The sequence below is a fragment of the Methylocystis sp. sgz306128 genome (genome assembly GCF_056032725.1).
The window spans coordinates 56,431-79,495 of sequence record NZ_JBVYWO010000009.1; the positions used below are offsets into that span (position 1 = coordinate 56,431).

Annotated in this window: 24 protein-coding genes; 17 read left to right on the forward strand and 7 right to left on the reverse strand. The window is 57.6% G+C overall.

The window, feature by feature from the left end:
- The first annotated feature begins 45 nt into the window (after nucleotides 1–45).
- The 10 genes from AC0N03_RS13365 to AC0N03_RS13410 all read left to right on the forward strand — a co-directional run bounded on the left by AC0N03_RS13365 (nucleotide 46) and on the right by AC0N03_RS13410 (nucleotide 11,683).
- Nucleotides 46–1,587 carry a sugar ABC transporter ATP-binding protein gene (locus AC0N03_RS13365; RefSeq protein ID WP_474289308.1) on the forward strand — a complete coding sequence of 514 codons (1,542 nt, stop codon included), beginning with the start codon at nucleotides 46–48 and terminating at the stop codon, nucleotides 1,585–1,587.
- Nucleotides 1,523–2,500: an ABC transporter permease gene (locus AC0N03_RS13370; RefSeq protein WP_474289309.1), complete on the forward strand. Its 978-nt coding sequence runs from the start codon at nucleotides 1,523–1,525 to the stop codon at nucleotides 2,498–2,500. The genes AC0N03_RS13365 and AC0N03_RS13370 overlap by 65 nt, the downstream gene beginning before the upstream one ends.
- 420 nt (nucleotides 2,501–2,920) lie before the next feature.
- On the forward strand, nucleotides 2,921–4,129 hold the full coding sequence (locus tag AC0N03_RS13375; protein ID WP_474289310.1) for an MHYT domain-containing protein: 1,209 nt from the start codon (nucleotides 2,921–2,923) through the stop codon (nucleotides 4,127–4,129).
- Between the two features lie 196 nt (nucleotides 4,130–4,325).
- The gene (locus AC0N03_RS13380; RefSeq protein WP_474289311.1) at nucleotides 4,326–5,192 is read left to right on the forward strand and encodes an FAD binding domain-containing protein; all 867 of its coding nucleotides are present in this window, start codon (nucleotides 4,326–4,328) and stop codon (nucleotides 5,190–5,192) included.
- Between the two features lie 11 nt (nucleotides 5,193–5,203).
- On the forward strand, nucleotides 5,204–5,704 hold the full coding sequence (locus AC0N03_RS13385; protein ID WP_474289312.1) for a (2Fe-2S)-binding protein: 501 nt from the start codon (nucleotides 5,204–5,206) through the stop codon (nucleotides 5,702–5,704).
- Nucleotides 5,701–8,130 (forward strand): aerobic carbon-monoxide dehydrogenase large subunit, encoded by a 2,430-nt coding sequence (locus AC0N03_RS13390; protein WP_474289313.1) that lies wholly within the window; start codon nucleotides 5,701–5,703, stop codon nucleotides 8,128–8,130. The genes AC0N03_RS13385 and AC0N03_RS13390 overlap by 4 nt, the downstream gene beginning before the upstream one ends.
- A 15-nt stretch (nucleotides 8,131–8,145) precedes the next feature.
- On the forward strand, nucleotides 8,146–9,027 hold the full coding sequence (locus tag AC0N03_RS13395; RefSeq protein ID WP_474289314.1) for an AAA family ATPase: 882 nt from the start codon (nucleotides 8,146–8,148) through the stop codon (nucleotides 9,025–9,027).
- A 1-nt stretch (nucleotide 9,028) separates the two neighbouring features.
- Nucleotides 9,029–10,213 carry a vWA domain-containing protein gene (locus AC0N03_RS13400; protein ID WP_474289315.1) on the forward strand — a complete coding sequence of 395 codons (1,185 nt, stop codon included), beginning with the start codon at nucleotides 9,029–9,031 and terminating at the stop codon, nucleotides 10,211–10,213.
- Between the two features lie 2 nt (nucleotides 10,214–10,215).
- Nucleotides 10,216–11,034 (forward strand): XdhC family protein, encoded by an 819-nt coding sequence (locus tag AC0N03_RS13405; RefSeq protein WP_474289316.1) that lies wholly within the window; start codon nucleotides 10,216–10,218, stop codon nucleotides 11,032–11,034.
- Between the two features lie 19 nt (nucleotides 11,035–11,053).
- Nucleotides 11,054–11,683: an SRPBCC family protein gene (locus AC0N03_RS13410; RefSeq protein ID WP_474289317.1), complete on the forward strand. Its 630-nt coding sequence runs from the start codon at nucleotides 11,054–11,056 to the stop codon at nucleotides 11,681–11,683.
- 166 nt (nucleotides 11,684–11,849) lie between these two features.
- Here AC0N03_RS13410 and AC0N03_RS13415 read toward each other — a convergent pair whose 3' ends face one another.
- From AC0N03_RS13415 to AC0N03_RS13440, 6 genes are all read right to left on the reverse strand, one after another.
- Entirely contained in the window at nucleotides 11,850–13,394 is a 1,545-nt protein-coding gene (locus tag AC0N03_RS13415; RefSeq protein WP_474289318.1) for a cryptochrome/photolyase family protein, read from the reverse strand.
- Nucleotides 13,391–13,531 carry a DUF2256 domain-containing protein gene (locus AC0N03_RS13420; RefSeq protein ID WP_474289365.1) on the reverse strand — a complete coding sequence of 47 codons (141 nt, stop codon included), beginning with the start codon at nucleotides 13,529–13,531 and terminating at the stop codon, nucleotides 13,391–13,393. The genes AC0N03_RS13415 and AC0N03_RS13420 overlap by 4 nt, the downstream gene beginning before the upstream one ends.
- 276 nt (nucleotides 13,532–13,807) lie before the next feature.
- The gene (locus AC0N03_RS13425; RefSeq protein WP_474289319.1) at nucleotides 13,808–15,376 is read right to left on the reverse strand and encodes a GMC family oxidoreductase; all 1,569 of its coding nucleotides are present in this window, start codon (nucleotides 15,374–15,376) and stop codon (nucleotides 13,808–13,810) included.
- A gap of 63 nt (nucleotides 15,377–15,439) precedes the next feature.
- Nucleotides 15,440–16,006, reverse strand: coding sequence for a gluconate 2-dehydrogenase subunit 3 family protein (locus AC0N03_RS13430; RefSeq protein ID WP_474289320.1), 567 nt, complete (start codon nucleotides 16,004–16,006; stop codon nucleotides 15,440–15,442).
- 86 nt (nucleotides 16,007–16,092) lie between these two features.
- Nucleotides 16,093–16,488 carry a VOC family protein gene (locus tag AC0N03_RS13435; protein WP_474289321.1) on the reverse strand — a complete coding sequence of 132 codons (396 nt, stop codon included), beginning with the start codon at nucleotides 16,486–16,488 and terminating at the stop codon, nucleotides 16,093–16,095.
- Nucleotides 16,489–16,550: 62 nt separating this feature from the next.
- Nucleotides 16,551–16,889 carry a ribbon-helix-helix domain-containing protein gene (locus AC0N03_RS13440; protein WP_474289322.1) on the reverse strand — a complete coding sequence of 113 codons (339 nt, stop codon included), beginning with the start codon at nucleotides 16,887–16,889 and terminating at the stop codon, nucleotides 16,551–16,553.
- 422 nt (nucleotides 16,890–17,311) lie between these two features.
- Here AC0N03_RS13440 and AC0N03_RS13445 point away from each other — a divergent pair, with 422 nt between their 5' ends.
- Nucleotides 17,312–18,196: a hypothetical protein gene (locus AC0N03_RS13445; protein WP_474289323.1), complete on the forward strand. Its 885-nt coding sequence runs from the start codon at nucleotides 17,312–17,314 to the stop codon at nucleotides 18,194–18,196.
- Here the strand turns inward: AC0N03_RS13445 and AC0N03_RS13450 are convergent.
- Nucleotides 18,176–18,343, reverse strand: coding sequence for a hypothetical protein (locus AC0N03_RS13450; RefSeq protein WP_474289324.1), 168 nt, complete (start codon nucleotides 18,341–18,343; stop codon nucleotides 18,176–18,178). The genes AC0N03_RS13445 and AC0N03_RS13450 overlap by 21 nt on opposite strands.
- Nucleotides 18,344–18,475: 132 nt before the next feature.
- Between AC0N03_RS13450 and ccoN the strand changes: the two genes are divergently transcribed.
- From ccoN to ccoS, 6 genes are all read left to right on the forward strand, one after another.
- Nucleotides 18,476–20,122 carry a cytochrome-c oxidase, cbb3-type subunit I gene (gene ccoN, locus AC0N03_RS13455; protein ID WP_474289325.1) on the forward strand — a complete coding sequence of 549 codons (1,647 nt, stop codon included), beginning with the start codon at nucleotides 18,476–18,478 and terminating at the stop codon, nucleotides 20,120–20,122.
- 4 nt (nucleotides 20,123–20,126) lie between these two features.
- Nucleotides 20,127–20,864 (forward strand): cytochrome-c oxidase, cbb3-type subunit II, encoded by a 738-nt coding sequence (gene ccoO, locus AC0N03_RS13460; RefSeq protein ID WP_474289326.1) that lies wholly within the window; start codon nucleotides 20,127–20,129, stop codon nucleotides 20,862–20,864.
- 3 nt (nucleotides 20,865–20,867) lie between these two features.
- Entirely contained in the window at nucleotides 20,868–21,035 is a 168-nt protein-coding gene (locus tag AC0N03_RS13465; RefSeq protein ID WP_474289327.1) for a cbb3-type cytochrome c oxidase subunit 3, read from the forward strand.
- The gene (gene ccoP / locus AC0N03_RS13470) at nucleotides 21,026–21,907 is read left to right on the forward strand and encodes a cytochrome-c oxidase, cbb3-type subunit III (protein ID WP_474289328.1); all 882 of its coding nucleotides are present in this window, start codon (nucleotides 21,026–21,028) and stop codon (nucleotides 21,905–21,907) included. Before AC0N03_RS13465 ends, ccoP begins: the two co-directional genes overlap by 10 nt.
- A 207-nt stretch (nucleotides 21,908–22,114) precedes the next feature.
- Entirely contained in the window at nucleotides 22,115–22,906 is a 792-nt protein-coding gene (locus AC0N03_RS13475) for a DUF2189 domain-containing protein (protein ID WP_474289329.1), read from the forward strand.
- Entirely contained in the window at nucleotides 22,903–23,064 is a 162-nt protein-coding gene (gene ccoS / locus AC0N03_RS13480) for a cbb3-type cytochrome oxidase assembly protein CcoS (RefSeq protein ID WP_474289330.1), read from the forward strand. The genes AC0N03_RS13475 and ccoS overlap by 4 nt, the downstream gene beginning before the upstream one ends.
- The last annotated feature ends 1 nt before the right edge of the window (nucleotide 23,065 follow it).

Here is a 23,065-nt window from a genome sequence, read left to right on the forward strand (position 1 = left end):
GCCGCGCCCCTTTTTCTTCAACCCGCAGTTCCGCCGAGGTCTGACATGGCACCTTCAGCCATTCTCGAAATGACCGACATCCGCAAGCAGTTCGGAAACATCCCTGTTCTGAAACGGGTTTCCTTCTCTCTGCGCCGCAGCGAGGTGCATGCGCTCATGGGCGGAAACGGCGCGGGAAAATCCACGCTGATGAAAATCCTGACCGGGATTTATTCCAAGGACAGCGGCACCATCCGCATAGACGGACAGGTTGTCGATTTGCGCGACGCGACATCAGCCGAACGGGCAGGCGTCGCGATGATTTTTCAGGAATTTTCTCTGGTGCCCACGCTGACCGTGGCGCAGAATATTTTTCTCAAGCGCGAGCCGCATTTTCCTGGCACACCCTTTATCAATGGCGCCGAGATGCGCCGCCGCGCCAGCGTCATTCTCAAGGATCTTGGCGTCGATATCGATCCGGACGCTCCCGTCGGCGGGCTCAGCGTCGGCTATATGCAGATTGTCGAGATCGCCAAGGCCCTGTCGAAAAACGCCCGGATTCTCGTGATGGACGAGCCGACCTCGTCGCTGTCCGAAGCCGAGACGGATGCTCTGTTCGAACTTGTCAACCGGCTCAAGCGCAACGGGATTTCCATCGTCTATATCTCGCATCGCATGGCTGAAATTCTCAAGCTCTGCGACCGCGTGACGGTGATGCGCGACGGCGAAACGGTCATGACTTCCGAATGCGCCGGCCTGTCGGTTGCCAATATTGTCGAGGCGATGCTTGGCGCCGGAAATTCCGCCTCCTTCGAATGGCACGAACGCCGCGCGCCGCAGGGCGCGCCCATCCTGCAGATACGGAACCTGCGCCTTCCGAGCCGGATCGACGATGTCAGTTTCGACATCCGCCCCGGGGAGATCGTCGGGCTTGCGGGCCTGATGGGATCGGGCCGCACAGAAATTGCGGAGACTATTTTCGGCAGGCGTCACGCCCTTTCCGGCGAGATCATCTTCGATGGCAAGCCGGTGCGCGATCAGGCGGACGCCATTGCGCGGGGCATAGCGCTTGTGCCGGAAGATCGCCGCAAACAGGGTCTGGTGCTGGACCATTCGGTTCGCGACAATATCATTCTGCCCAATCTTGCCGGCTTCACCTCGCATTTCCTGGTGCAGGACGCTGCGGCTCTGAAAGTGGTCATGTCGACGATCCGCAATCTGTCGATCAAGACCGATGGACCCGACAAGACCTCCCGGCTGCTGTCCGGCGGCAACCAGCAGAAAATCGTCATCGGCAAATGGCTGGCACGCAATCCCCGCCTTCTGATCCTTGATGAACCCACGATCGGCGTCGACATCGGCGCCAAATCCGAGATTGTCGAAACGGTGCGCGCTATGGCCGATCGCGGCATGGCCGTGTTGGTGATCTCGTCCGAACTCGAAGAACTCATGACCATCAGCGACCGTATTCTCGTTCTTCATGGCGGCCGCATCATTCAAGACATGAACCGCCGCGATCTGACTGCAGAAGAGGAGCTTCACCATGCAATCCAAGGCCACAGCATCCGTCAAGCCGCCGATGACACTGCCCAAAATCCAGCTTCATAACTACGTCGTCTATATCTTCTTCGCTCTGGTTCTTGTCTTTTTCGGCGTGACCATCGGCGACAGCGGTTTTCTGACGATCACCAATCTGTTCAATATTGCCCGCACCACCGCCATGATCACGGTGATCGCCATAGCCATGACTTTCGTCATCTCCGCTGGCGAACTTGATCTTTCCGTCGGTTCGACCACGGCTCTTGCGGCGCTGGTCGCGGCCCTGACGATGAAGGCGGGCTTTGCCTGGCCGGTTGCTCTGGCTGCGGCGCTGGCCGCCGGGATCGGCGTAGGCGTGCTGAACGGCATTTTTGTCACGATTATCGGCATTCCATCTTTTCTGGTGACGCTCGGCATGATGCAGTTCATCCGCGGCCTCGACATGCGCATCACCTATACAAATCCCGTTTCGATTTCGAACTCGCTTTACAACAGCCTGTTCGGCGGCGGCTCGGTCCTCGGCCTGCCTTCGCTGCTGCTCTGGTCGGTTTCGATCGCGGTCGTCGGCCATGTGGTTCTCAAATACACCGGCTTTGGCCGCGAGGTACTGGCGACGGGCGGCAACCGTCTGGCCGCAGAATATTCTGGCGTCAAGACTCGCCGTGTCAAATTCATGGTCTTCCTGCTCTCGGCAGCAGCGGCGGCACTGGCCGGCCTGCTTTATGCCGGCATGATGCGCACCGCCCGTTTCAATTTTGGCGAGGGCGCCGAGCTTATGGCCATTGCGTCGGTGATTCTGGGCGGCACCAGCCTGTTCGGTGGGCGGGGCACTATTCTGGGTACTTTCGCTGGTTCCTTGCTGATCGGCACAATCAATAACGGCCTGATCATCATGGGGCTCGATGTCTCGGAACAGATGATGGTCGCGGGCGGCATCATTATTCTCGCCGTCGCCTTCGGCAAGAAGCCGTCAGCCGCCTGACTTATATGGATATGAATGTCTTGATCGGGCAATTTGCCCGATCAGATCTTTTCTCAATGTCAAAAGTTTGAGCCCCGGGTATCGCCCGGGGGCAGACCGGACGTTTAAATTCTCGTTGAAATCAGGCTGTGCGTCCCGTGCCGGGCTTTCATGCTTTGCCCGGCAAGCCGCTTTGTTTTAAGAAGCCCAGAAAATCGCAACATCTGTCCCCACCCGTATAGTCCTGACTCCGGGCCAAGCTTTGGCGCGAGGGGCACCCTTTTTTTCGGGGGCATCGATTGTTGAATGTGGTTCTGAGCCGCACCGGCACCGGGCGAAATGACAAGATAATCAACAAAGCATATCAGGTGACCTTTCTCACAAACTTTGATACCGATTCCGATGCGTATATTCCGGTGAGGGCTCTCATTTGGGTGAGACATGAATTTCAGCTACAATCCATTGCTCGTCATTCTTTCGGTTCTTGTTGCGATTCAGGCGAGCTACGTCGGGCTGAGTCTGGCTCAGCATATTCCGCGTGCCTTTGCGCTTAATCGCCGTTTCCTGATCGCCGGTTCAGCCCTGACGCTGGCCTTTGGCATATGGGGCATGCATTTTATCGGAATGCTCGCCGTCAAGGCGGATTTCAGCCTCAGTTACGATATTTTGCCGACGCTGATTTCCTTTCTGGTGTGTGTGCTCGTGACGGGAATTGCCATTTATCTGGCCAGCCTGAGGGCCATGCGCATGCTGGTTCTTGCTGCTGGCGTGATGGGCCTCGGCATAGTGGCGATGCATTATATCGGGATGATCGCGGTTCATTCCAGCGCGCATATGATCCACAATCCCGTATTCATTCTCGCCAGCGTTGCATTGGCTGTTGCTGCCTCGGGTCTGGCGCTCTGGCTTGCGTTTGTTGCTGAGAAGGCGCCGCCTTTGCTACTGTCAGCCTGTGTTCTGGGCTGCGCGATTTCCGGCATGCATTATGTGGCCATGGCCGGCACCACTCTGCATGTCATGGACGGCATGCCGATGGATGTCGCCTCCGCCATTTCGGGCGATTTTCTTGCCGTCATTGTCAGTATCGTTGCATTCTCCATTTCCGGCATATTCATGCTGGCGCTGATTCCCAACAAGACAGCCGACGCCCTCGACCGCGGAAACTGGCGAAGCGCCGAGGAGAGCGCCAGACCGACGGCAGAGCTGGAGGTCAGGCCGCAAGCGCCAGAACCGCCTCCTGCCACAGGCATGGCTCACGACTCTGCGGCGGCAAGTTCCGCCACCGATGTCCTGCCATTTGAAAGGAACGGCAGCCGCTTTCACATTGCGGTCACCGAGATCGTTTCCGTTCATGCAAATGCGCATTACACCTATCTGTTCAATGGCCGGGAGGATCTGTTCTGTCCGCTGTCCATCACGGAAATTGCAACCCGACTGCCCAAGGCGAATTTTTTTCGGGCGCACCGAAGCCATATCGTGAATCTGGCCTTTGTGATTCTGATCAGAAAATCGGCCGATGCCGGAATTGCTGAATTGAGTTCGTCCGTTCGCCGCACTGTGCCGATCAGCCGCACGCGTGTCGCAATCCTCAGGCAGGAATTGTCCGCATATCAGGAAATGGCGGTCGCCAGACAAGTCAATATGGCTTGATATTAGGTCAGGACTAGCGACGCAATTCGTGCAGACAAGCGCAATTGGTGCAATTTGATGCGCTTCGTGGGCTTGTTCTTGTCTTTTCTGCCCCGGTTTTAGCACTCTCAGAGCAATCGAGGGCCCGCAGCCCGGAAGCTGCCGGGTCTTCTGTGCCGAGGCTTGATCAAGCCCGTCTGCTCTGGGAGGAGCGTTCATGATACCAGGTTCATTTGACTACCATCGTCCGGATTCCGTCGCGAGCGCCGTGGCGCTTCTTGGCCGGCTGGGTGACGAGGCCCGGCCTCTGGCCGGAGGGCAGAGCCTCATCGCGCTGATGAAAACGCGTCTGGCTTCGCCTGAACACCTTATTGATCTGTCCGCCATCGCCGACCTGAAAGGTGTGCGCGAGGAGGGCGGCGATATTGTCATCGGAGCCATGACCACCCAGCATGAGATGATCGCGTCGGAGCTTCTGTCCCGGCATATTCCCATCATCCGCGAAACCTCATGGGTCATTGCAGATCCGCAGATCCGCTATCGCGGCACACTCGGCGGCAACGTTGCCAATGGTGATCCGGGCAATGACATGCCCGCCCTGATGCAATGTCTCGGCGCAATTTTTCATCTTGCTGGCCCGGACGGTGAGCGCCGCGTGCCTGCCCGCGAATTTTATCATGGCGCCTATGTCACCGAGCTTCAGGCTGGGGAGATTGTTACCGCGATCCGCATCGCCAAGCCGGCAGCGGGGCATGGTTACGCTTACGAGAAGCTGAAGCGAAAAGTTGGCGATTACGCAACTGCGGCAGCTGCGGTGGTCATCACTCTTTCTGCCGGAACCTGCACGAGTGCGTCGATCGGGCTGACGAATGTTTCGGAAACGCCGCTCTGGGCCGAGGAGGCAGGCAAAATTCTTGTCGGAAGCACTCTGGATGAAGCGACGGTTGCCAGGGCGGTCGCTGCCGCAGAGGCCATAACCAATCCGGCTTCCGACATGCGCGGCCCGGCTGAATACCGGACCAAAATGGCGGGCATCATGATGCGCCGGGCGCTTGAGCGGGCAAAGTCCCGCGCGACGGCTTGAGGGGAACCAGCATGACGAAATCTCACATCAAACTGACCATTAACGGCAAGCCGGTCGAAGCTCTGGTTGAGCCGCGTACGCTGCTGATCCATTTTCTGCGCGAACAACTCAATCTGACCGGCGCGCATATCGGGTGCGACACGGGCCATTGCGGGGCCTGCACCGTGGAAATAGACGGAATGTCGGTCAAGAGCTGCATGACCTTCGCCGTTCAGGCACAGGGTGCGCAGATCACCACCATCGAAGGCATGGCCAACCCGGATGGCACGCTCAGCGCGCTGCAGGAAGGCTTTCGCATGATGCATGGTCTGCAATGCGGCTATTGCACGCCGGGCATGATCCTGCGGGCGCATCGTCTGCTGCAGGAAAACCCCAATCCCACCGAAGAGGAAATCCGTTACGGCATCGCGGGCAATCTGTGCCGCTGCACAGGATATGTGAACATCGTCAAGGCCATCCAATATGCGGCGGCCAAAATCAACGGAACACCATTTCTGGAGGCCGCACAATGAACCAGCAGACCCCGATTGAAATTGATCGTGCGGAACGCACGGAAAAGCTGCAGGGCATGGGCTGCAAGCGCAAGCGCGTCGAGGATATCCGCTTCACGCAGGGCAAGGGCAATTATGTCGATGATCTGAAATTGCCGGGCATGGTGTTCGGCGATTTTGTCCGCTCGCCCCATGCGCATGCCCGGATCGTCAGCATCGATACGAGCCGCGCCAAGGCTCTGCCGGGTGTGATTGCCGTGCTCACCGCCGCCGATCTCAAGCCGCTCGGCCTGCATTATATGCCGACGCTTGCGGGCGACGTACAGGCCGTGCTGGCCGAAGAAAAGGTGCTGTTCCAGAATCAGGAAGTCGCATTCGTCATTGCCGAGGATCGTTATATCGCTTCTGACGCCACCGAACTTGTTGACGTTGTTTATGAAGCGCTGCCCTGCATCGTCGATCCGTTCAAATCCATGGCGCCGGATGCGCCTGTCCTGCGCGAGGACATCAAGGACAAGATGGTTGGTGCGCATGGCCCGCGCAAACACCCCAATCATATTTTTGAATGGCAGATCGGCGACAAGGACGAGACAGACGCCGTATTTGCCAAGGCGGATGTGACCATCAAGGAAATGCTGGTTGATCACCGCACGCACCCTTCGCCGCTGGAAACCTGCCAGAGCGTGGCTTCGTTTGACAAGATCAAGGGCGAACTCACCCTGTGGGGAACATTTCAGGCCCCGCATGTCATCCGCACCGTGGTTGCGCTGATCTCCGGCCTGCCGGAACACAAGATTCACGTCATTGCGCCGGATATCGGCGGCGGATTTGGCAACAAGGTCGGCGCTTATGCTGGCTACGTGTGTTCTGTCGTTGGCTCCATCGTGCTGGGCGTGCCGGTCAAATGGGTTGAGGACCGGATGGAAAATCTGTCCACCACCTCCTTTGCCCGCGATTATCATATGACGACCGAACTTGCCGCGACCAAGGAGGGCAAGATTCTGGCCATGCGCGTCCATGTGCTGGCCGATCACGGTGCGTTTGACGCCTGCGCCGATCCGTCGAAATGGCCGGCCGGGTTTATGAATATCTGCACCGGTTCGTACGATATTCCGGTCGCGCATCTGACGGTGGATGGCGTTTACACCAACAAGGCGTCGGGCGGCGTGGCCTATCGCTGCTCGTTCCGTGTGACGGAAGCCGTGTTCGCCATTGAGCGCGCTGTCGAGGTGCTGGCGCAGAAGCTTGGCATGGATGCTGCCGAACTGCGGATGAAGAACTTCATCAAGGCAGAGCAGTTTCCCTACAAGGCGGCGCTGGGCTGGGAATATGACAGCGGCGATTATCACACCGCCATGAAGAAGGCTATGGAAACCATCGGATATGCCGAGCTTCGCAAGGAGCAGGCCGCCAAGCGCGAGGCTTTCCTGCGCGGGGAAACCCGCGAGATCATGGGCATCGGCATTTCCTTCTTCACGGAAATTGTCGGCGCGGGGCCTTCGAAGAATTGCGACATTCTCGGCATTGCCATGTTTGATTCCGCCGAAATCCGCATTCACCCCACTGGCTCGATCATTGCCCGCATGGGCACAAAGAGCCAGGGCCAGGGGCATGAGACCACCTATGCCCAGATCATAGCCACCGAACTGGGTATTCCGGCCGACGACATTATGATCGAGGAAGGCAATACCGATACCGCGCCTTATGGTCTTGGTACCTATGGTTCGCGCTCCACGCCGGTTGCCGGCGCAGCAACGGCGGTTGCCGCGCGCAAGATCAAGGCAAAAGCCCAGATGATCGCGGCGCATATGCTTGAGGTGCACGAAGGCGATCTTGAATGGGATGTCGATCGCTTCCGCGTCAAGGGCCTGCCGGAAAAGTTCAAGACTATGAAGGAAATCGCATGGGCGGCCTACAATAATCCGCCGCCGAATCTTGAACCGGGGCTGGAAGCGGTGAACTATTATGAACCGCCGAACATGACCTATCCCTTCGGTGCTTATTTCTGCGTTATGGATATTGACGTGGACACGGGCGTCGCCAAGACCCGCCGCTTCTATGCGCTGGATGATTGCGGGACGCGCATTAATCCCATGATCATCGAGGGGCAGGTCCATGGCGGGCTGACGGAAGCGTTTGCCTGCGCCATGGGGCAGGAAATCCGCTACGATGAAACCGGCAATGTCATGGGCGCTTCGTTCATGGATTTCTTCCTGCCGACAGCGGTGGAAACGCCGCATTGGGAGACGGATTTCACGGTTACGCCCTCGCCGCATCACCCGATCGGCGCCAAGGGCGTGGGCGAGAGCCCGCATGTCGGCGGCGTGCCGTGTTTCTCCAATGCGGTCAACGACGCTTATGCTTTCCTGAACGCCGGACATATCCAGATGCCGCATGATGCATGGCGGCTCTGGAAGGTGGGCGAGCGTCTGGGTCTGCATAAATAGGCGGAAACCGGGCCGATGGCGATGAAGATTCCACAGGACAGGATTGCGGCTCAGATGGCGGCGGTCGGGTATATTCCCGACTGCGACCTGTCGACCGCGCTTTGGCTGATGGAAAGCCTGTCCCGTCCTCTGTTGCTGGAGGGCGAGGCCGGTGTCGGTAAAACCGAAGTCGCGAGGGCCCTGGCTCTGGCGCATGAAACGAAGCTGATCCGGCTGCAATGCTACGAAGGGCTGGACCAGAGCGCGGCCCTCTATGAGTGGAATTATCAGCGCCAGTTGCTGGCCATCAAGGCGCGCGAGGGCCGTGATGCCGATGCGGTTGAGGAGCATATTTTCTCCGAGAAATATCTGCTTGAGCGCCCGCTTCTGGCTGCGATCCGTCAGGCGAGGGCGCCGGTTCTGCTGATCGATGAAGTTGACCGTGCCGATGAGGAATTCGAAGCGTTTCTCCTCGAACTGCTGTCTGATTTTCAGATCTCGATTCCGGAGCTTGGCACCATTGCGGCGACGACCATTCCGCGGGTGATTCTGACCTCAAATGGCACGCGCGAGCTCTCTGACGCCCTGCGTCGCCGGTGCCTGTATCATTATGTTGATTACCCTGATGTCGACCGCGAGGCGCGGATCATCCTGTCCCGTGTTCCGGCAATCGATACGGCGCTCGCCCTGCAGATTGCCAGCATGGTCGGCCTGATCCGCAAGGAAGACCTGCGCAAGACGCCGGGCGTGGCCGAGACGCTGGACTGGGCGGCAACTCTGGCGGGTCTTCAGTTGCGGCATTTGCAGGACGAACCGGAAATCGTGTTTGAAACGCTGATGTGTCTGATCAAGACCGCCGAGGATAAATCGCGCATGACGCGCGAAGTGTCTGATCGGCTGTTGGGCAAGGTGGCCTGAGATGACCGCGCTGAGGCAGGAAAACCAGAGCCTTGGCGCCGGCATGCGCGACCGTCTCAGCGGGTTTGTGCGCACGCTTAGGGATCATGATTTTATAATTGGTCTGGCGGAATTGCATGACGCGCTCAGCATCCTGAGCGGAGCTGGTGCTGCGCGGCCAGCACTTCTGCGACCGGCCCTGCGTACGCTTTTTTGCAGCCGCCAGTCTGACTGGCAGAGATTCGATGAAATTTTCGATGCCTTCTGGCTTCGGCGTGGCATGAAATCGGCAACGCGCATTTCCGGCGCGCCGCAAAAATCGCCATCAGGGCTGAATGTCGCACAGCATGGGTCCCGTGGTCAGGGAGACAGCAGGTCGGTTGATCATGTTCAGCGCGGCGAAGCCGAAACGAGCGAGACAGGTCAATCGAAACGCGAGGGCGCATCGCGCACCGAGGTTTTAAGCCAAACCGATTTTCGTCATCTCACGCAGCCCGAAGACCTTGCGGCCGCCCATGAGATCGCGGAGCGTCTGGCGCGAGCCATGCGTGCGCGGCTGACCCGGCGGATGCGGGCGCGAAGCCGCGGTTCGCGGCTGGATCTGCGCCGCACCATTCACAAAAGCATTGCCCATGGCGGCACGCCGCTGGAACTGGTGCATCGCCAGCGCAAGGAAAAGCCCCTGCGGTTGGTCATCTTGCTGGATGCCTCTGGCTCCATGAGTTTGTATTCGGCGGTTTTCCTGCGTTTCATGCATGGCGTTCTCGAAAACTTCCGGGAAGCGGAAGCCTTCGTTTTTCACACCCGGCTGGTGCATGTTTCGCCAGCGCTGCGCGAGCGCAATGCGCAGCGCGCCGTGGAGCGCATGTCGCTGATGGCGCAGGGCGTTGGCGGCGGCACCCGCATCGGGGCAAGCCTCGGCTCTTTCAATCGCTGGCATGCGCGGCGTGTCATACACTCGCGTACCTGTGTGATGATTGTTTCGGACGGCTACGACACCGGCCCGGCGGGCGATCTGGGGGCGGAAATGTCGGTTTTGCGCAAACGCTGCCGACGCATCGTCTGGCTCAATCCAATGATAGGCTGGCAGGATTATACGCCCGCCGCAGCCGGAATGCAGGCCTCTCTTCCCTATATCGACCTGTTTGCGCCTGCACATAATCTGGCAAGTCTTCAGGCGCTTGAACCCTATCTGGCGAGGATCTGATCATGCAGAAGCAAGCTGATATTCTTGACCTCATCAGCGACACCAAGGCGCGCGGGGAGCCCTTTGCCCTGGCCACCGTAGTGCGCACTGTTGCGGTAACGGCGGCAAAGGCGGGGGCGAAGGCGGTGATCCTCGCCGATGGCAGCATATCCGGCGGCTGGATCGGGGGCGGGTGCGCCCGGGGGGCTGTGCTGAAAGCCGCGCGTGAGGCCTTGTGCGATGGCCAGCCGCGTCTGGTCAGCATTCAGCCGGATGATTTGCTGCAGGAGCAGCACGTCAGCGCCGGCGAGATGCGTGATGGCGTGCTCTATGCCAAGAATATGTGCCCCAGTCAGGGAACGATGGATGTGTTCGTGGAGCCGATCTTGCCGCGCCCGCAAATGATCATCTGCGGGGCCTCGCCCGTGGCTGCGGCTCTTGCCGATCTTGGCCGCAGGATGGGATTCTTTACCGTTGTCTGCACGCCCGCTGCGGATCATGGCGCATTTGGCGAAGTGGATCGGATGATCGACGGGTTCAACCTGCCGCAGGATTATGCCGGGCATGGTTATATCGTCATCGCGACGCAGGGCCGCGGCGACACGGCCGCATTGCGCGCCATGATCGAGGCGCCGGCAACCTATTTTGCTTTTGTCGGGTCGCGCAAAAAGGCAGCGGCTCTGAAAAGCGATCTTATCGCCGGCGGCATCATGCCTGATCACCTTGAAAAGATCCGCGCGCCGGCCGGGCTCGATATTGGTGCGATCACGCCGGACGAAATCGCACTCTCCATTTTGGCGGAAATGGTGGAATTCCGCCGTCGCGGCCAACGCAAATCATAACAATCAGAGGAAAACGTCAATGGATATGAACGGCTCACAACGTATCGAGGCCTCACGCGAAAAGGTTTATGCAGCGCTCAATGATGTCGATATTCTGCGCCAATGTATTCCGGGGTGCGACTCCATTGAAAAGACATCTGAAAACGAGATGAACGCCAAGGTGACCCTGCGCATTGGCCCCGTCAAGGCCAGCTTCACGGGCAAGGTCAATCTGTCGGATCTTGATCCGCCGAACGGCTACACAATCTCGGGAGAGGGCTCGGGCGGCATTGCAGGTTTTGCCAAAGGCGGCGCAAATGTATCGTTGCTGGCCGATGGCGAGGCCACGATTCTAAATTACACCGTAAAGGCCGAAATCGGCGGAAAGCTGGCACAGTTGGGCAGCCGCCTGATTGACAGCACCGCCAAGAAACTGGCCGGTGATTTCTTTGAGAAATTCAGCGAAATTGTCGGGCCGGTTCCGGTTGCGCCGTCTGAGGCTGCGGAAGAACCGGCGAAAAAGGGCTGGTTCACAAAAATTCTGGGTACCACATCCGCTGCGGCGTTCCTGCTGGTGGCAAGTACGAATTTGTGCTGTCTCACGGGGCATCATCACGAACCGGGCGACGCGATCCGGTTTCACATCTGCTCGGCGTCGAAGACGATCTAGGTCACCGGATTTCCAGAGACAGACAGGCGTCTCTGGCCTGTCTATCCGTCGCGGCAATGCCTTAATCCGGATGCGCAACGATGTTGGCAAGGCCGGAGCGATGTCTGGGCGAAGTCGTTCGGGCCGGGACACTTTGTCGGCGCACAGGCGCAAGCCTTTGTCCGCTTCAGTGCGCTCCGGTCCCGATCTCTTGTTCGATCCCGATCTCCTGCATGAATGTTGCCGCATCGTGCCGGATCTCTTGCCTGCGCGCGGCGCTCATTTTTGCCAGTGTCGCATAGGGCATGGCCATGCGCGGATTGCCCTTGAGTTTGTTTTCGTTTTCGATCAGGAAGTTCCAGTAAAGCGGGTTGAAGGGGCAGGCGCGCTCCCCGGTTTTCACGGCAGGGTCATAGAAGCACCCCTCGCAATAATCCGACATCCGGTTGATATAGGCGCCGGAGGCGGCATAGGGCTTGGAGGCTAGCAAGCCGTCATCCGCATACATCACCATGCCGTGCACATTCGGGAGCTCAACCCATTCATAGGCATCCAGATAGACCAGAAGATACCATTCTTCGATCTGGCGCGGCTCAATTCCCAGTAAAAGCGCAAAATTGCCGGTGATCATCAGGCGCTGGATGTGATGCGCATAGGCGGTGCGCCGGGTGACATCAATCACCTGCCTCAGGCAATTCAGTTTTGTTTCGCCGCCCCAGTAGAGCGCGGGCAGAGCGCGGTTTGCCTGCAAGGCGTTTGTGTCCCTGTAGCGGGGCATTTCCAGCCAGTACAGCCCGCGCACATATTCCCGCCAGCCCAGAATCTGCCGGATAAAGCCTTCCACCGCATTGAGCGGTGCGCGGCCTTGCGCATATTCGGCTTCCGCTGCGCGGCATACTTCGCGCGCACCCAGCAGGCCGATATTGAGATAAGGCGACAACAGGCCATGAAACAGAAAATCCTCGCCCTTTTTCATGACGTCCTGAAATTCGCCAAACCGGGGAAGACAATCCGTGATGAAATGTTCGAGTGCCCTGAGTGCATCGGTGCGCGTCACCGCCCAGCCAAAGGGCTGTACCTCGCCAAAATGCGCGGGAAAAGCCTGTTCAACCATGGTCATCACCTCGCGGGTGATGGCGTCCGGCTCAAATCGTAGCCGCTCGGGCGCGGTAAATTTTTTGGGCAGGGGCTTGCGGTTTTCCGCGTCGAAATTCCATTGGCCGCCGATCGGTTCGTTGTCCTGCATCAAAATGCCGGTCTTGCGGCGCAGTTCCCGATAAAAAAATTCCATACGGTAGTTTTTGCGTCCCCGGGCCCAGTTCGCAAAAAAGGCCGGCGAGGCGTAAAATCGCGTGTCCTGCAGGATCTCGACGGGGCAATCCAGGGTCCAGCCCTGAATCATCTGTGCTACCCGCCATTCGGAAGGCTCGGTGATCAGGACACGTTCCGGCCTGTGCCGCGCCACCGCCCGGGTCAGTTCGCCGGTGAACGAACCGCTGTTGCGGGGGTCATCAAGCCTGACATAATCCACCTGGAAGCCGGCTTGGCGCAGTTCATGCGCAAAGTGCCGCATGGCCGAAAAGACAAACACCAGCTTTTGCTTGTGGTGGCGCACATAGGTTGCCTCTTCAGCCACCTCGACCATCAAAATCACGTCGTTTGCGGCCATGTCGCGCAATGAGGAAATTCCCCGCGACAATTGATCGCCAAGCACGAATCGCAGTGTCGTCATTTGGCGCCGCGACATTTTTCAGAACAATATTTGACGTCCGGCCAGACTTTTTCCCACTTCTTGCGCCAGTTGAACGGTCGTCCGCAGGCGATGCAGATTTTTTGGGGCAGGTCAGATTTCTTGCGCATTTTAGCCATGCACCGTTTACGCAGCCAACCCCGGACCGGACCGCTGCATGCGGCGAAAGTCGGGCACAATGCCCGCTCCGCGAATGTTGAATTGCGTGCGGACAAAAAGCCCCCTTGTCCTGAGTCTGCGAAACAACGAGGGGGAGAGGAACCTCAGGACAAGGGGCAAGGGAGATGCCGCGCCATTTGGGCCAAAACGCAAATATTCCGGCCGCGAACGGATTTCGGGATTTCACATGGTTAAAATTTTGAGCGAGCAGGCCGCACGCCTGCTCGCTCCGTAGATCAGATCGCGCCGGATTTCATCTGCTCGGCGATATATTCAGCCTGACGAATGGCCAGCGAAACGATGGTCAGTGTTGGATTTTCCGCACCGCCGGAGGTGAACTGGCTGCCGTCAGAAACGAACAGATTTTTGATGTCATGCGTCTGGCCCCATTTGTTGACGACGCCATCGCGTGCATTGGCGCTCATCCGGTTGGTGCCCAGATTGTGGGTCGAGGGATAGGGCGGGGTTGGGAAGGCGCGAACGGCCCCGACAGCCTCATAGAGCTTGACGCCCTGCGCATAGGCATAATTGCGCATGGCGATGTCGTTGGCGTGATCATCAAAATGCACGTCGGCAACCGGCATGCCATATTTATCCTTAACCGAACTGAGCGTGATGCGGTTGGTTTCCTGCGGCATGTCCTCGCCCACAAGCCACATGCCGGCCATGTTGGAATAGCCGTCGAGGGCGCTGGTGAATTCACGGCCCCATGCACCCGGATCGAGGAAGGCCGCCATGAACGGAATGCCAAGCGACAGAGTTTCCATCTCATAGCCGCCAACAAAGCCGCGGCTCGGATCGTGCCGCGCTTCATCGCGGATAATGCCGGCCATGGTCGTGCCGCGGTACATGTGCACTGGCTTTTCAAACACGCCATAGACCGAGCCGGTCATGTGGCGCATGTAATTGCGGCCAACCTGACCGGAAGAATTGGCCAGACCGTCCGGATATTTGGACGAGGCGGAATTGAGCAGAATGCGCGGGCTTTCGATGGAATTTCCCGCCACGGCAACCATGCGGGCCTTTTGTTTCTGCTCCTTGCCGTCCTTGTCCGCATAGATGACGCCGGTCACCTTGCCGGCAGCATTATGTTCGATGCGCAATACATGGCTTTGCGGACGCACCTCCATCTTGCCCGTGGCTTCGCCCTTTGGAATTTCGGTGTAGAGGGTTGACCATTTCGCGCCCCATTTGCAGCCCTGAAAGCAGAAGCCGGTCTGCTGGCAGGAGTTGCGGTTGTCCCGTTCGACCGAATTGATGGCCATATTGCCGGTATGGCACTCCTTGTAGCCGAGCTTGTCCGCGCCTGCCTTGAGGACTTTGAAATTGTTGTTGCCCGGAAGGCCCGGCCGCCCGCCGGTGCGCGTGACGCCCATTTTTTCTTCCGCGCGCGCATAGAAGGGTTCCATTTCGGCCAGAGTGATCGGCCAGTCGAGCAGATTGGCGCCGGGCACGTGGCCATAGGTGGTTCGGGTCCTGAATTCATGCTCCTGAAAGCGCAGCGAAGCGCCGGCCCAATGGGTTGTCGAGCCGCCGACCGCCTTGACAATCCATGCCGGCAGATTGGGGAAATTCTTGTGAACGCGCCAGCTGCCGGAGGTGGTGCGGGCATCCGTCCATGCCAGCTGTGCGAAACTGGCCCATTCATCGTTGATGAAATCTTCATATTCGTGCCGCTGGCCGGCTTCCAGAATAACGACGTTGATGCCTTTTTGCGCAAGCTCGTTGCCCAGAGTGCCGCCACCTGCGCCCGAACCGATAATGACGACCACACTGTCGTCGTTCATGTCAAATTTAGCTGCCATTGTTTCAACTCCCGAATTTTTGTCTTTTCATGCCGGAGACGTTTGCGTCAGATCCGGTCAGGCTCAGAGCCAGTCAATGTCGTTGAAGCCGCGGTGAATATAGCCGCCCTTGGAATAGGACTCGCCCTCATAGCCAAAGATCGGCCAGATTTCCTGCTGGTTGTAGAGAGAAACAACGAGTGTCGAGCGTACGGCCTCAAACATCGGCGTGGAGCTGATCGAGCGGAGCAGGGCGACGCGATCGGCCTCCCAGCCAACGCCCGTATAGCCCGACGCGCCTGCCGCGACGTTGAGCCCGTCAATGCCGGATTCAATCATGGCCTTGAAGGCGGGGTCGGACTCGGCCTTCGTGTCGAAGCCCTTCACCGCGATGGCATAAAAGCGGTCGGCAATTTTGTCGTGCGGATAGATGTCGCGCGCCAGCAAAATCAGGGTTTTCATTGTCTCGGGCTTCAGGCCCTTGACCTCGAGCGCCCAGGCTTCGGAGCTGTTAAGCAAAGCGCCAGCCGAGGTGATGGTGACAGCCGTGGCAAAGGCCACTTCGGATGAGCGCCGCAAAAATGTGCGGCGGCTCATCGGCGGCCTTTTATGGCCGTGGTGATGGGGATGATCGTGGTTATGGTCGCTCATCAATGTTTCCTCCGTTTGTTTTTATTGTCGTTTTCAACTTGTGTTGAAAATCGTTCGCGGCGCGGATGCGCCGCCGCCAGCCAAGGCTATTGATACCGGCCGTGCCGTTGTAAAACTTCGATCTTGTAACCGTCCGGATCTTCAACGAAAAAGAACCGCGCGAGCAGAGCGCCGTCGCGGTTGAAATCGACAATCTTGCGCGGCGCATAGCCAAGGGACTCAAAGCGGCGATGTTCGGCTTCGAGATCATCGACGACAAAGGCAATATGGCCGTAGCCGTTGCCCAGATCATAAGGCGTGGCCTGACCCTTGTTGACGGTCAGTTCGATTTCAAAATCCGCCTCTGCATTGCGCAGATAGATGAGAGTGAATGTCTCAAAATCCAGCCGGTCGGCAATGTGCAGATCAAAAGCCTTTGCATAAAATTCGACAGAGCGCGCCTCGTCGAGGACGCGGATCATCGCGTGAATTGCTTTAGCCATTTCGGCCCTTCCCTTACTATCTCCGATGCAATGAGGATAGTTGGGAAACCCGGAGCCGGGTGTTATTGGGATACTACTCCGCCTATGTTTCCTGCTACTTTTGTAGTGGGCCCCAGCGCAGATGGCCAAACCTGCTCCAGCGCCTTGTTTTCAATGGCGACAAGGCAGATGCAACGCAAATGAGAGGCAAAATTCGGCGCCTCTCCGCGAAGCAGCAGCACTTCATTATGCAAAGTCGATATGAAGCGCGGGAGAGATATGCCTTCCTGCTGGGAAATGCCCTCAAGAACGAGCCAGAAAATCTTTTCGAGCCGAATACTCGTGCTCTGGCCGTTCAAACGTATCGACCGGGTTTCGAATGCATAGCTCTCCGGAGACTGTCTCGCATAAATCTGGCACATGGTTTGTCTCCCTGAGGCTCACGTCCGGCTCTGCAATCCATCACCGGTATGAACCGTACTGGCATTTCCGGAAGCTGTGCGGTTTAAATTAGGCTGCTATTTCCGGTTCGTCCAGCATTGCGTGATAAAGTTCCCCGGCATCATCTGATGGAAGCTGGCCTGTGGGTTCTGGCAGTCTCGGCTTGTTCTGCCAATTCATTATCAGCCGTTTCATTCTATTGAAGGGGCTTGGGCCATCGACCGACGGCACTTACATGAAGTATGATTGCGGCAACATACTGCCAGCTGCAACTGAGGAATGCTGATACGCCATGCTGAACGAACCAGCCATGGCAACTTAATTTGAGTCAAACAGTCTCGGGCAATTCTGAGGTGGTTTATCTTAAGATATAAATTTTGCCATTTAGCAGCAAGGATTCCCAGTGAACCATATGCGGAAGATTGCGTTTTCGTTTATTGTCGATGCTGATCCAAGATTTGCCTATCAGGGATGGCACCTCGCTCACTCGATCATTGAACAATGCGGCACCGCGCCGCAAAATATCTATGTTCAATTCACGCCGGAAGTGGGTACGCGGACCATCGACATTTTTAAATCAATGGGATGCAATGTGTCGAAGTTAGAAAGGTTCGGCGACGGGAAATACTGCAATAAGCTTGCTCAATGGAGCAACGTGCGCCAAGCTGACGCCGAACACTTCGTTTTTCTGGATACAGATATGATCCTCGTCGCTGATTGCCGGGGGCAAATGTCAACAGAAGTTATCAGCGCAAAAATTGTTGATTTCGCCAATCCGTCGCTCGAAGTGCTCAATCAAATTGCTATTGCTGCCGGTTTCACGACGATGCCGACAACTTGCATGGTTGATGCTGATCAAGCCAAGACCTACCATGGAAATTGCAATGGCGGCATGTACAGCGTTCCCAGAAAATATGCAGAGATTTTGTTTACCGCTTGGAGGCGGTGGGCTCTCTGGCTTCTCGACAATATCGAATTATTGCGCCACTCAGGTAAAGAGAACCACGTAGATCAAGTAAGTTTCTGCTTGGCGATTCACGAGACCGGCTTGCCTCTCGATCTGGCACTTTCGAACATCAACTACTATGTTCATTTTACCGGCGAACACAAATATTTCGACCCGACACAACCGATTTCAATCCTGCATTACCATAACGATTCGCTCAATATGGCCGGCGCGCTAGAACCGAAGGCCGCGCTTACCCCGATTGAAGCCACCGCGATCAGAATCGCAAATGCCCAGATAGCGAAACATTTCGACAATCGACTATTCTGGGAAATGCGTTAAGCGCATTTCAGCGAACGTGACTTCAGTGTCGGCCCGCGCGTAGAAAATCTGAAACACAAACGCTGATTGCTCCGGTTTGAGGACGTGGAACAAGCGCAGGCTGCGCTTGATTTTGGTTGCGGCCATGAGGTCGCGATGTTGTTTCATACGCGATCATCAGTCTCGACGCTTATCCTGACACTGTGTGCCTGCGGCAAAATATCCGCCATCAAAATTGCCGGATTGTTGACTGGCGGCAAATAATATACATAAAAGATATATCTTTATGAAAGCCTGGACATGATCTCAAATCTGACCGTTTTCGAACGGCAATTCGCCATAGCCATCAGCATCGGCGTCGCGCTCGTTGGCCTCATGTTTTCGATTGCCGGTCGTGATGACCCGATCGGCGTTCACGGCGCACTGATCCTGCTTTTTGGCATTGCCATGGTCGTCCTGATTGGCCGGGCCTATTATTCGCCCGAACCTGATCCTGCCGATAAAGGCGAATATTTCGACGATCCGTCCCGCGCGGGCATCATGCTGGCGATGGTTTGGGTGGTATTTGGTCTTGGCGTTGGTGTTCTGGTTGCCTGGATGCTGGTTTTCCCTGACCTCACCCGGGACATTTCCTGGCTGAGCTGGGGGCGCATCCGCCCGATCCACACGACTGCTGTCATCTTCGGTTTTGGCGGCAATGCGCTTATCGCAACGTCCCTCCATGTGTTGCAGCGCACGACACGGGCGCGCCTGCCAGACCAGCTGAGCCCTTGGTTTGTGCTGACCGGATACAATCTCTTCTGCCTGCTGGCGGTCACCGGCTATATGCTCGGAATTACCCGCTCGAAGGAATATGCCGAGCCGGAATGGTATGCCAATATATGGCTGGTTGTCGTTTGGGTTGTCTATTTCAGCATCTATTTGCGCACTCTGGCGCGCCGAAACGAGCCGCATATCTACGTGTCCAACTGGTATTACATGGCCTTCATCCTTGTGGTGGCCATTCTTCACATCGTCAACGGCCTGAGTATTCCCGTCTCGCTCGGTCATGCCAAGAGTTATGGCATTTACGCCGGTGTGCAGGATGCAATGGTGGAATGGTGGTACGGCCACAATGCCGTCGCCTTTTTCCTGACTTCGGGCTTTCTCGGCATGATGTATTATTTTCTGCCCAAGCGCGCCGGGCGTCCGATTTATTCCTACCGCCTGTCGATCATCAGCTTCTGGGGCATTACTTTCTTTTACATGTGGGCCGGTTCGCACCATCTGCATTATACCGCTCTGCCCATCTGGGTGCAGACGCTCGGCATGTCCTTCTCGGTGATGCTGCTGGTGCCGTCCTGGGCTTCGGCCACCAATGCGCTCATGACGCTCAACGGAGCCTGGCACAAAGTGCGCGATGACGCGACGCTGCGCTTCATCATGGTGGCCGCCGTATTTTACGGCATTTCAACCTTCGAAGGCTCGTTCATGGCCATACGTCCGGTGAATGCGCTGTCGCATTATACGGACTGGACCATCGGGCATGTCCATGCCGGCGCGATGGGCTGGGTGGCCATGGTTACGTTCGGTTCCTTTTATGCACTGACGCCCTGGCTCTGGAAGCGTCCGCAGATGTATTCCCCGGCGCTTGTCGAATGGCACTTCTGGCTGGCGCTCGCGGGGACGGTTGTCTATGTCATGGCCATGTGGAATGCAGGCATCATGCAGGGCCTGATGTGGCGCACCTATAATGACAGCGGTACGCTGGCCTATTCCTTCCTCGACAGTGTTGTCGCCAGCAAACCCTATTACGTTGCGCGCGCATTTGGCGGCCTTTTGTTCCTGAGCGGTGCGATTATCGGCGCCTATAACATCTGGATGACTGCCCGTACACATGCGGACGCCGCCCCGGCAGCCATGCCGGACAGGCCGCTTGGCCTCCCGCAGCTTCAGGCGGGGGAGTGAGGACATGTTCGGATTGCATTACAGGCTGGAACGCCGCTCGATGGCTTTGGTTCTGGGGATCATTGCCGTGGCATCCGTGGGCGGCTTTGTCGAAATCGCACCTCTGTTTACCATTTCGGAGACGGTTGAAGCCGCGCCGGACATGCGGCTTTATACGCCTCTGGAGGTGGCGGGCCGCAATATCTACATCCGCGAAGGCTGCTATTTGTGTCATTCGCAGATGATCCGCACCCTTTCCGATGAAGTGGAGCGCTACGGCCATTATTCGCTGGCGGTTGAATCGAAATATGATCATCCGATGTTGTGGGGCTCGAAGCGGATCGGACCGGACCTTGCCCGTATCGGCGGCAAATATTCCGATGAATGGCAGGTGAAGCACCTCAACAACCCGCGCGACGTCGTGCCTCAATCCATCATGCCTGCCTATAGCTGGCTCAAGAACACTTCACTGAAAACAAGCGATCTCGGCCAGCATCTGGCCACTCTGCGCCGGGTTGGCGTACCCTATACCGACGATGAGATTGCCAATGCGGCACAAGATGCCTATGGGCAGGCCAATCCCGGCAGCCCCCAGGCCGAAGCCCTGGTCAAACGCTATGGCGAGGCGACGCATATTCGCACCTTTGCCGGAAAGGCCGGCGATCTGACCGAGATGGACGCTTTGGTGGCGTATCTGCAGGTGATCGGCCAACTGACCCCGCTGCCGCAGGACGATACCGCCAAAGCGCTGAAAGAGGACTGAGCCATGACGCAGTACGATACCCTCGTAGCCATAGCCAAGTCATATGGCCTTTTTTACCTGATCGGGCTTTCTCTGGCTGTGTGCATCTATGCCTATTGGCCTGCCAACCGGAAAGGCTTCGACCATGCCGCCAAGGCCATTTTCGAGGAAGAAGACAAGCCATGTCCGTAGGCGAACGCGACCCGCACACCGGCCATATGACGACCGGCCATGAATGGAACGGCATCAAGGAACTGAACACACCGGTTCCAAAGCCGGTCTATTTCTTTCTGGCACTGGCGTTTATCGTTGCCGTTACGCTGTGGATCCTGCTGCCGGCCTGGCCGACCGGGCTGAACTATACAAGAGGCGTGCTCGGATTCGACCAGCACAGATCCGTGGCCGAAGCCCTTGAAGGCAATGCGAAGATTCGTGCTGTCTGGATCGACCGCATCAAGGCCGACAATTTCGATCAGATCCTTTCCAGCCCGCAACTGATGCAGGATGTGCGGGAAACCGGCCGGACATTGTTTGCGACCAATTGCGCAGCCTGCCACGGCCAGAATGCCAAGGGCGGCAAGGGCTTTCCCAATCTCACGGGGCCGACGTTCATATGGGGCGGTACGCCCGATATTATGGCGCAGACCATCCGTGTTGGCATAAATTCGGCCCATAAGGAAAGCCGCTCCTCGCAAATGCCTGCCTTCGGTCAGGATGGCTTGCTGAAGCGCGCCGATATCGAAAAAGTCGTGGATTATGTCCGCAGTCTGACCGATCCGGCAGTGGCAAAGACCGTTCCGGCGGCAGAGTTGGCAGCTGGCCATGACGTTTTCATAGCGAATTGCGCGGCCTGTCATGGTGAGGACGCGAAGGGTAATCCCGAGATGGGGTCGCGTAACCTCACCGATGGCGCATGGCTTTATGGCGGCGACGCGGAAACGCTGTTCAAGACGGTGTTCTACGGCAGGCAGGGCCATATGCCGACATGGGAAGAGCGACTCACCCCGGCGCAGATCAAGATTCTTGTCGCTTATCTCGTCGATCTGAGGACAAAAGGCCCGTGAACCGGATTCGTATCCTCACGCTGACAGGTGTCGCTGCAGGTGTCCTGCTTTTGGGCGCAGCCAATGCACATCTGATATATGTGGCGCTGAAATCGCAGCCCGCTTGCGTGGCGCATGCGCTCCCCGGTGAGACCAACCAAAAGCTGCCCTATGCCGCGGCGCAATCCGGCTGCACGCCGTCGCCTCTTGAAGCCCGAGGGAGATAAGATGATCAGGATCCCGGCCACTGTCCCGCCACTTCCGCGCGAGCCCAAATATGCGCGCCACCTGCCTGCCACTGCAGCTGTCGGCTGGCTCGGCGCGGGATGGAAGGATCTCATTACGCGGCCCGGCCCGAGTCTGGCCTATGGTTGCCTGATAACCCTTGTTTCGTCCGTCATCATAATCGGCCTGTTCCGTTTCGGGCTCGACTATATCCTGTTTCCTGTCTTGGCCGGATTCTTCGTAGTTGGCCCCATGCTGGCCATAGGCCTCTATGACAAGAGCCGGCGTCTCGCTCTGGGTCAGAAAATCGACCTTGCCCGCATGGTCCTTGTCAGGCCGGAATCGGGCGGCCAGATGCTGTTCGTTGGTGTTTTGCTGTCATTGCTCAGCATTCTGTGGCTGCGCGCGGCCGTGCTGATCTATGCGCTGTTCTTCGGTCTGCGCGGCTTTCCCGGGCTTAATCACATCCTGCCCATGCTGCTCACGACGCCCACCGGCGCCTGGATGCTGATCGTGGGAACGCTGGTCGGCGGCCTTTTTGCGGCTTTCGCCTTCGCCATCAGCGTGTTTTCCATACCTATGCTGCTCGATCAGCCTGTCGATGCGCTGACAGCCATGGGAACAAGCATGTCTCTGGTCTGGAATAACCTGCCGGTTATGCTGGTCTTTGCTGCGCTGGTTCTCGGTCTGACACTGCTGTCGCTCGCATCTGGCCTTGTTGGCATGATTGTCATCTTTCCGCTGCTGGGCCATGCGACCTGGCACGCCTATGCTGCAATGGGACGTCAGTCATGAGCAGCGTGGTGTTTCTGATTGCCATCGGCCTTGCACTCGGCGTTGCGGCCTTGACGGCCTTTCTATGGTCGCTCGACGCGGGCCAGTATGATGATATCGATGGTGCTGCGGTAAGGGTCCTGCTCGATGCAACAGACCGACCCGACGCTTCCGATTAGT

Coding starts and splice junctions, on each gene's coding strand:
- AC0N03_RS13365 (WP_474289308.1), top strand. CDS start 46: ATGGCACCTTCAGCCATTCTCGAAATGACCGACATCCGCAAGCAGTTC.
- AC0N03_RS13370 (WP_474289309.1), top strand. CDS start 1,523: ATGCAATCCAAGGCCACAGCATCCGTCAAGCCGCCGATGACACTGCCC.
- AC0N03_RS13375 (WP_474289310.1), top strand. CDS start 2,921: ATGAATTTCAGCTACAATCCATTGCTCGTCATTCTTTCGGTTCTTGTT.
- AC0N03_RS13380 (WP_474289311.1), top strand. CDS start 4,326: ATGATACCAGGTTCATTTGACTACCATCGTCCGGATTCCGTCGCGAGC.
- AC0N03_RS13385 (WP_474289312.1), top strand. CDS start 5,204: ATGACGAAATCTCACATCAAACTGACCATTAACGGCAAGCCGGTCGAA.
- AC0N03_RS13390 (WP_474289313.1), top strand. CDS start 5,701: ATGAACCAGCAGACCCCGATTGAAATTGATCGTGCGGAACGCACGGAA.
- AC0N03_RS13395 (WP_474289314.1), top strand. CDS start 8,146: ATGGCGATGAAGATTCCACAGGACAGGATTGCGGCTCAGATGGCGGCG.
- AC0N03_RS13400 (WP_474289315.1), top strand. CDS start 9,029: ATGACCGCGCTGAGGCAGGAAAACCAGAGCCTTGGCGCCGGCATGCGC.
- AC0N03_RS13405 (WP_474289316.1), top strand. CDS start 10,216: ATGCAGAAGCAAGCTGATATTCTTGACCTCATCAGCGACACCAAGGCG.
- AC0N03_RS13410 (WP_474289317.1), top strand. CDS start 11,054: ATGGATATGAACGGCTCACAACGTATCGAGGCCTCACGCGAAAAGGTT.
- AC0N03_RS13415 (WP_474289318.1), bottom strand. CDS start 13,394: ATGACGACACTGCGATTCGTGCTTGGCGATCAATTGTCGCGGGGAATT.
- AC0N03_RS13420 (WP_474289365.1), bottom strand. CDS start 13,531: ATGGCTAAAATGCGCAAGAAATCTGACCTGCCCCAAAAAATCTGCATC.
- AC0N03_RS13425 (WP_474289319.1), bottom strand. CDS start 15,376: ATGGCAGCTAAATTTGACATGAACGACGACAGTGTGGTCGTCATTATC.
- AC0N03_RS13430 (WP_474289320.1), bottom strand. CDS start 16,006: ATGAGCGACCATAACCACGATCATCCCCATCACCACGGCCATAAAAGG.
- AC0N03_RS13435 (WP_474289321.1), bottom strand. CDS start 16,488: ATGGCTAAAGCAATTCACGCGATGATCCGCGTCCTCGACGAGGCGCGC.
- AC0N03_RS13440 (WP_474289322.1), bottom strand. CDS start 16,889: ATGTGCCAGATTTATGCGAGACAGTCTCCGGAGAGCTATGCATTCGAA.
- AC0N03_RS13450 (WP_474289324.1), bottom strand. CDS start 18,343: ATGAAACAACATCGCGACCTCATGGCCGCAACCAAAATCAAGCGCAGC.
- ccoN (WP_474289325.1), top strand. CDS start 18,476: ATGATCTCAAATCTGACCGTTTTCGAACGGCAATTCGCCATAGCCATC.
- ccoO (WP_474289326.1), top strand. CDS start 20,127: ATGTTCGGATTGCATTACAGGCTGGAACGCCGCTCGATGGCTTTGGTT.
- AC0N03_RS13465 (WP_474289327.1), top strand. CDS start 20,868: ATGACGCAGTACGATACCCTCGTAGCCATAGCCAAGTCATATGGCCTT.
- ccoP (WP_474289328.1), top strand. CDS start 21,026: ATGTCCGTAGGCGAACGCGACCCGCACACCGGCCATATGACGACCGGC.
- AC0N03_RS13475 (WP_474289329.1), top strand. CDS start 22,115: ATGATCAGGATCCCGGCCACTGTCCCGCCACTTCCGCGCGAGCCCAAA.
- ccoS (WP_474289330.1), top strand. CDS start 22,903: ATGAGCAGCGTGGTGTTTCTGATTGCCATCGGCCTTGCACTCGGCGTT.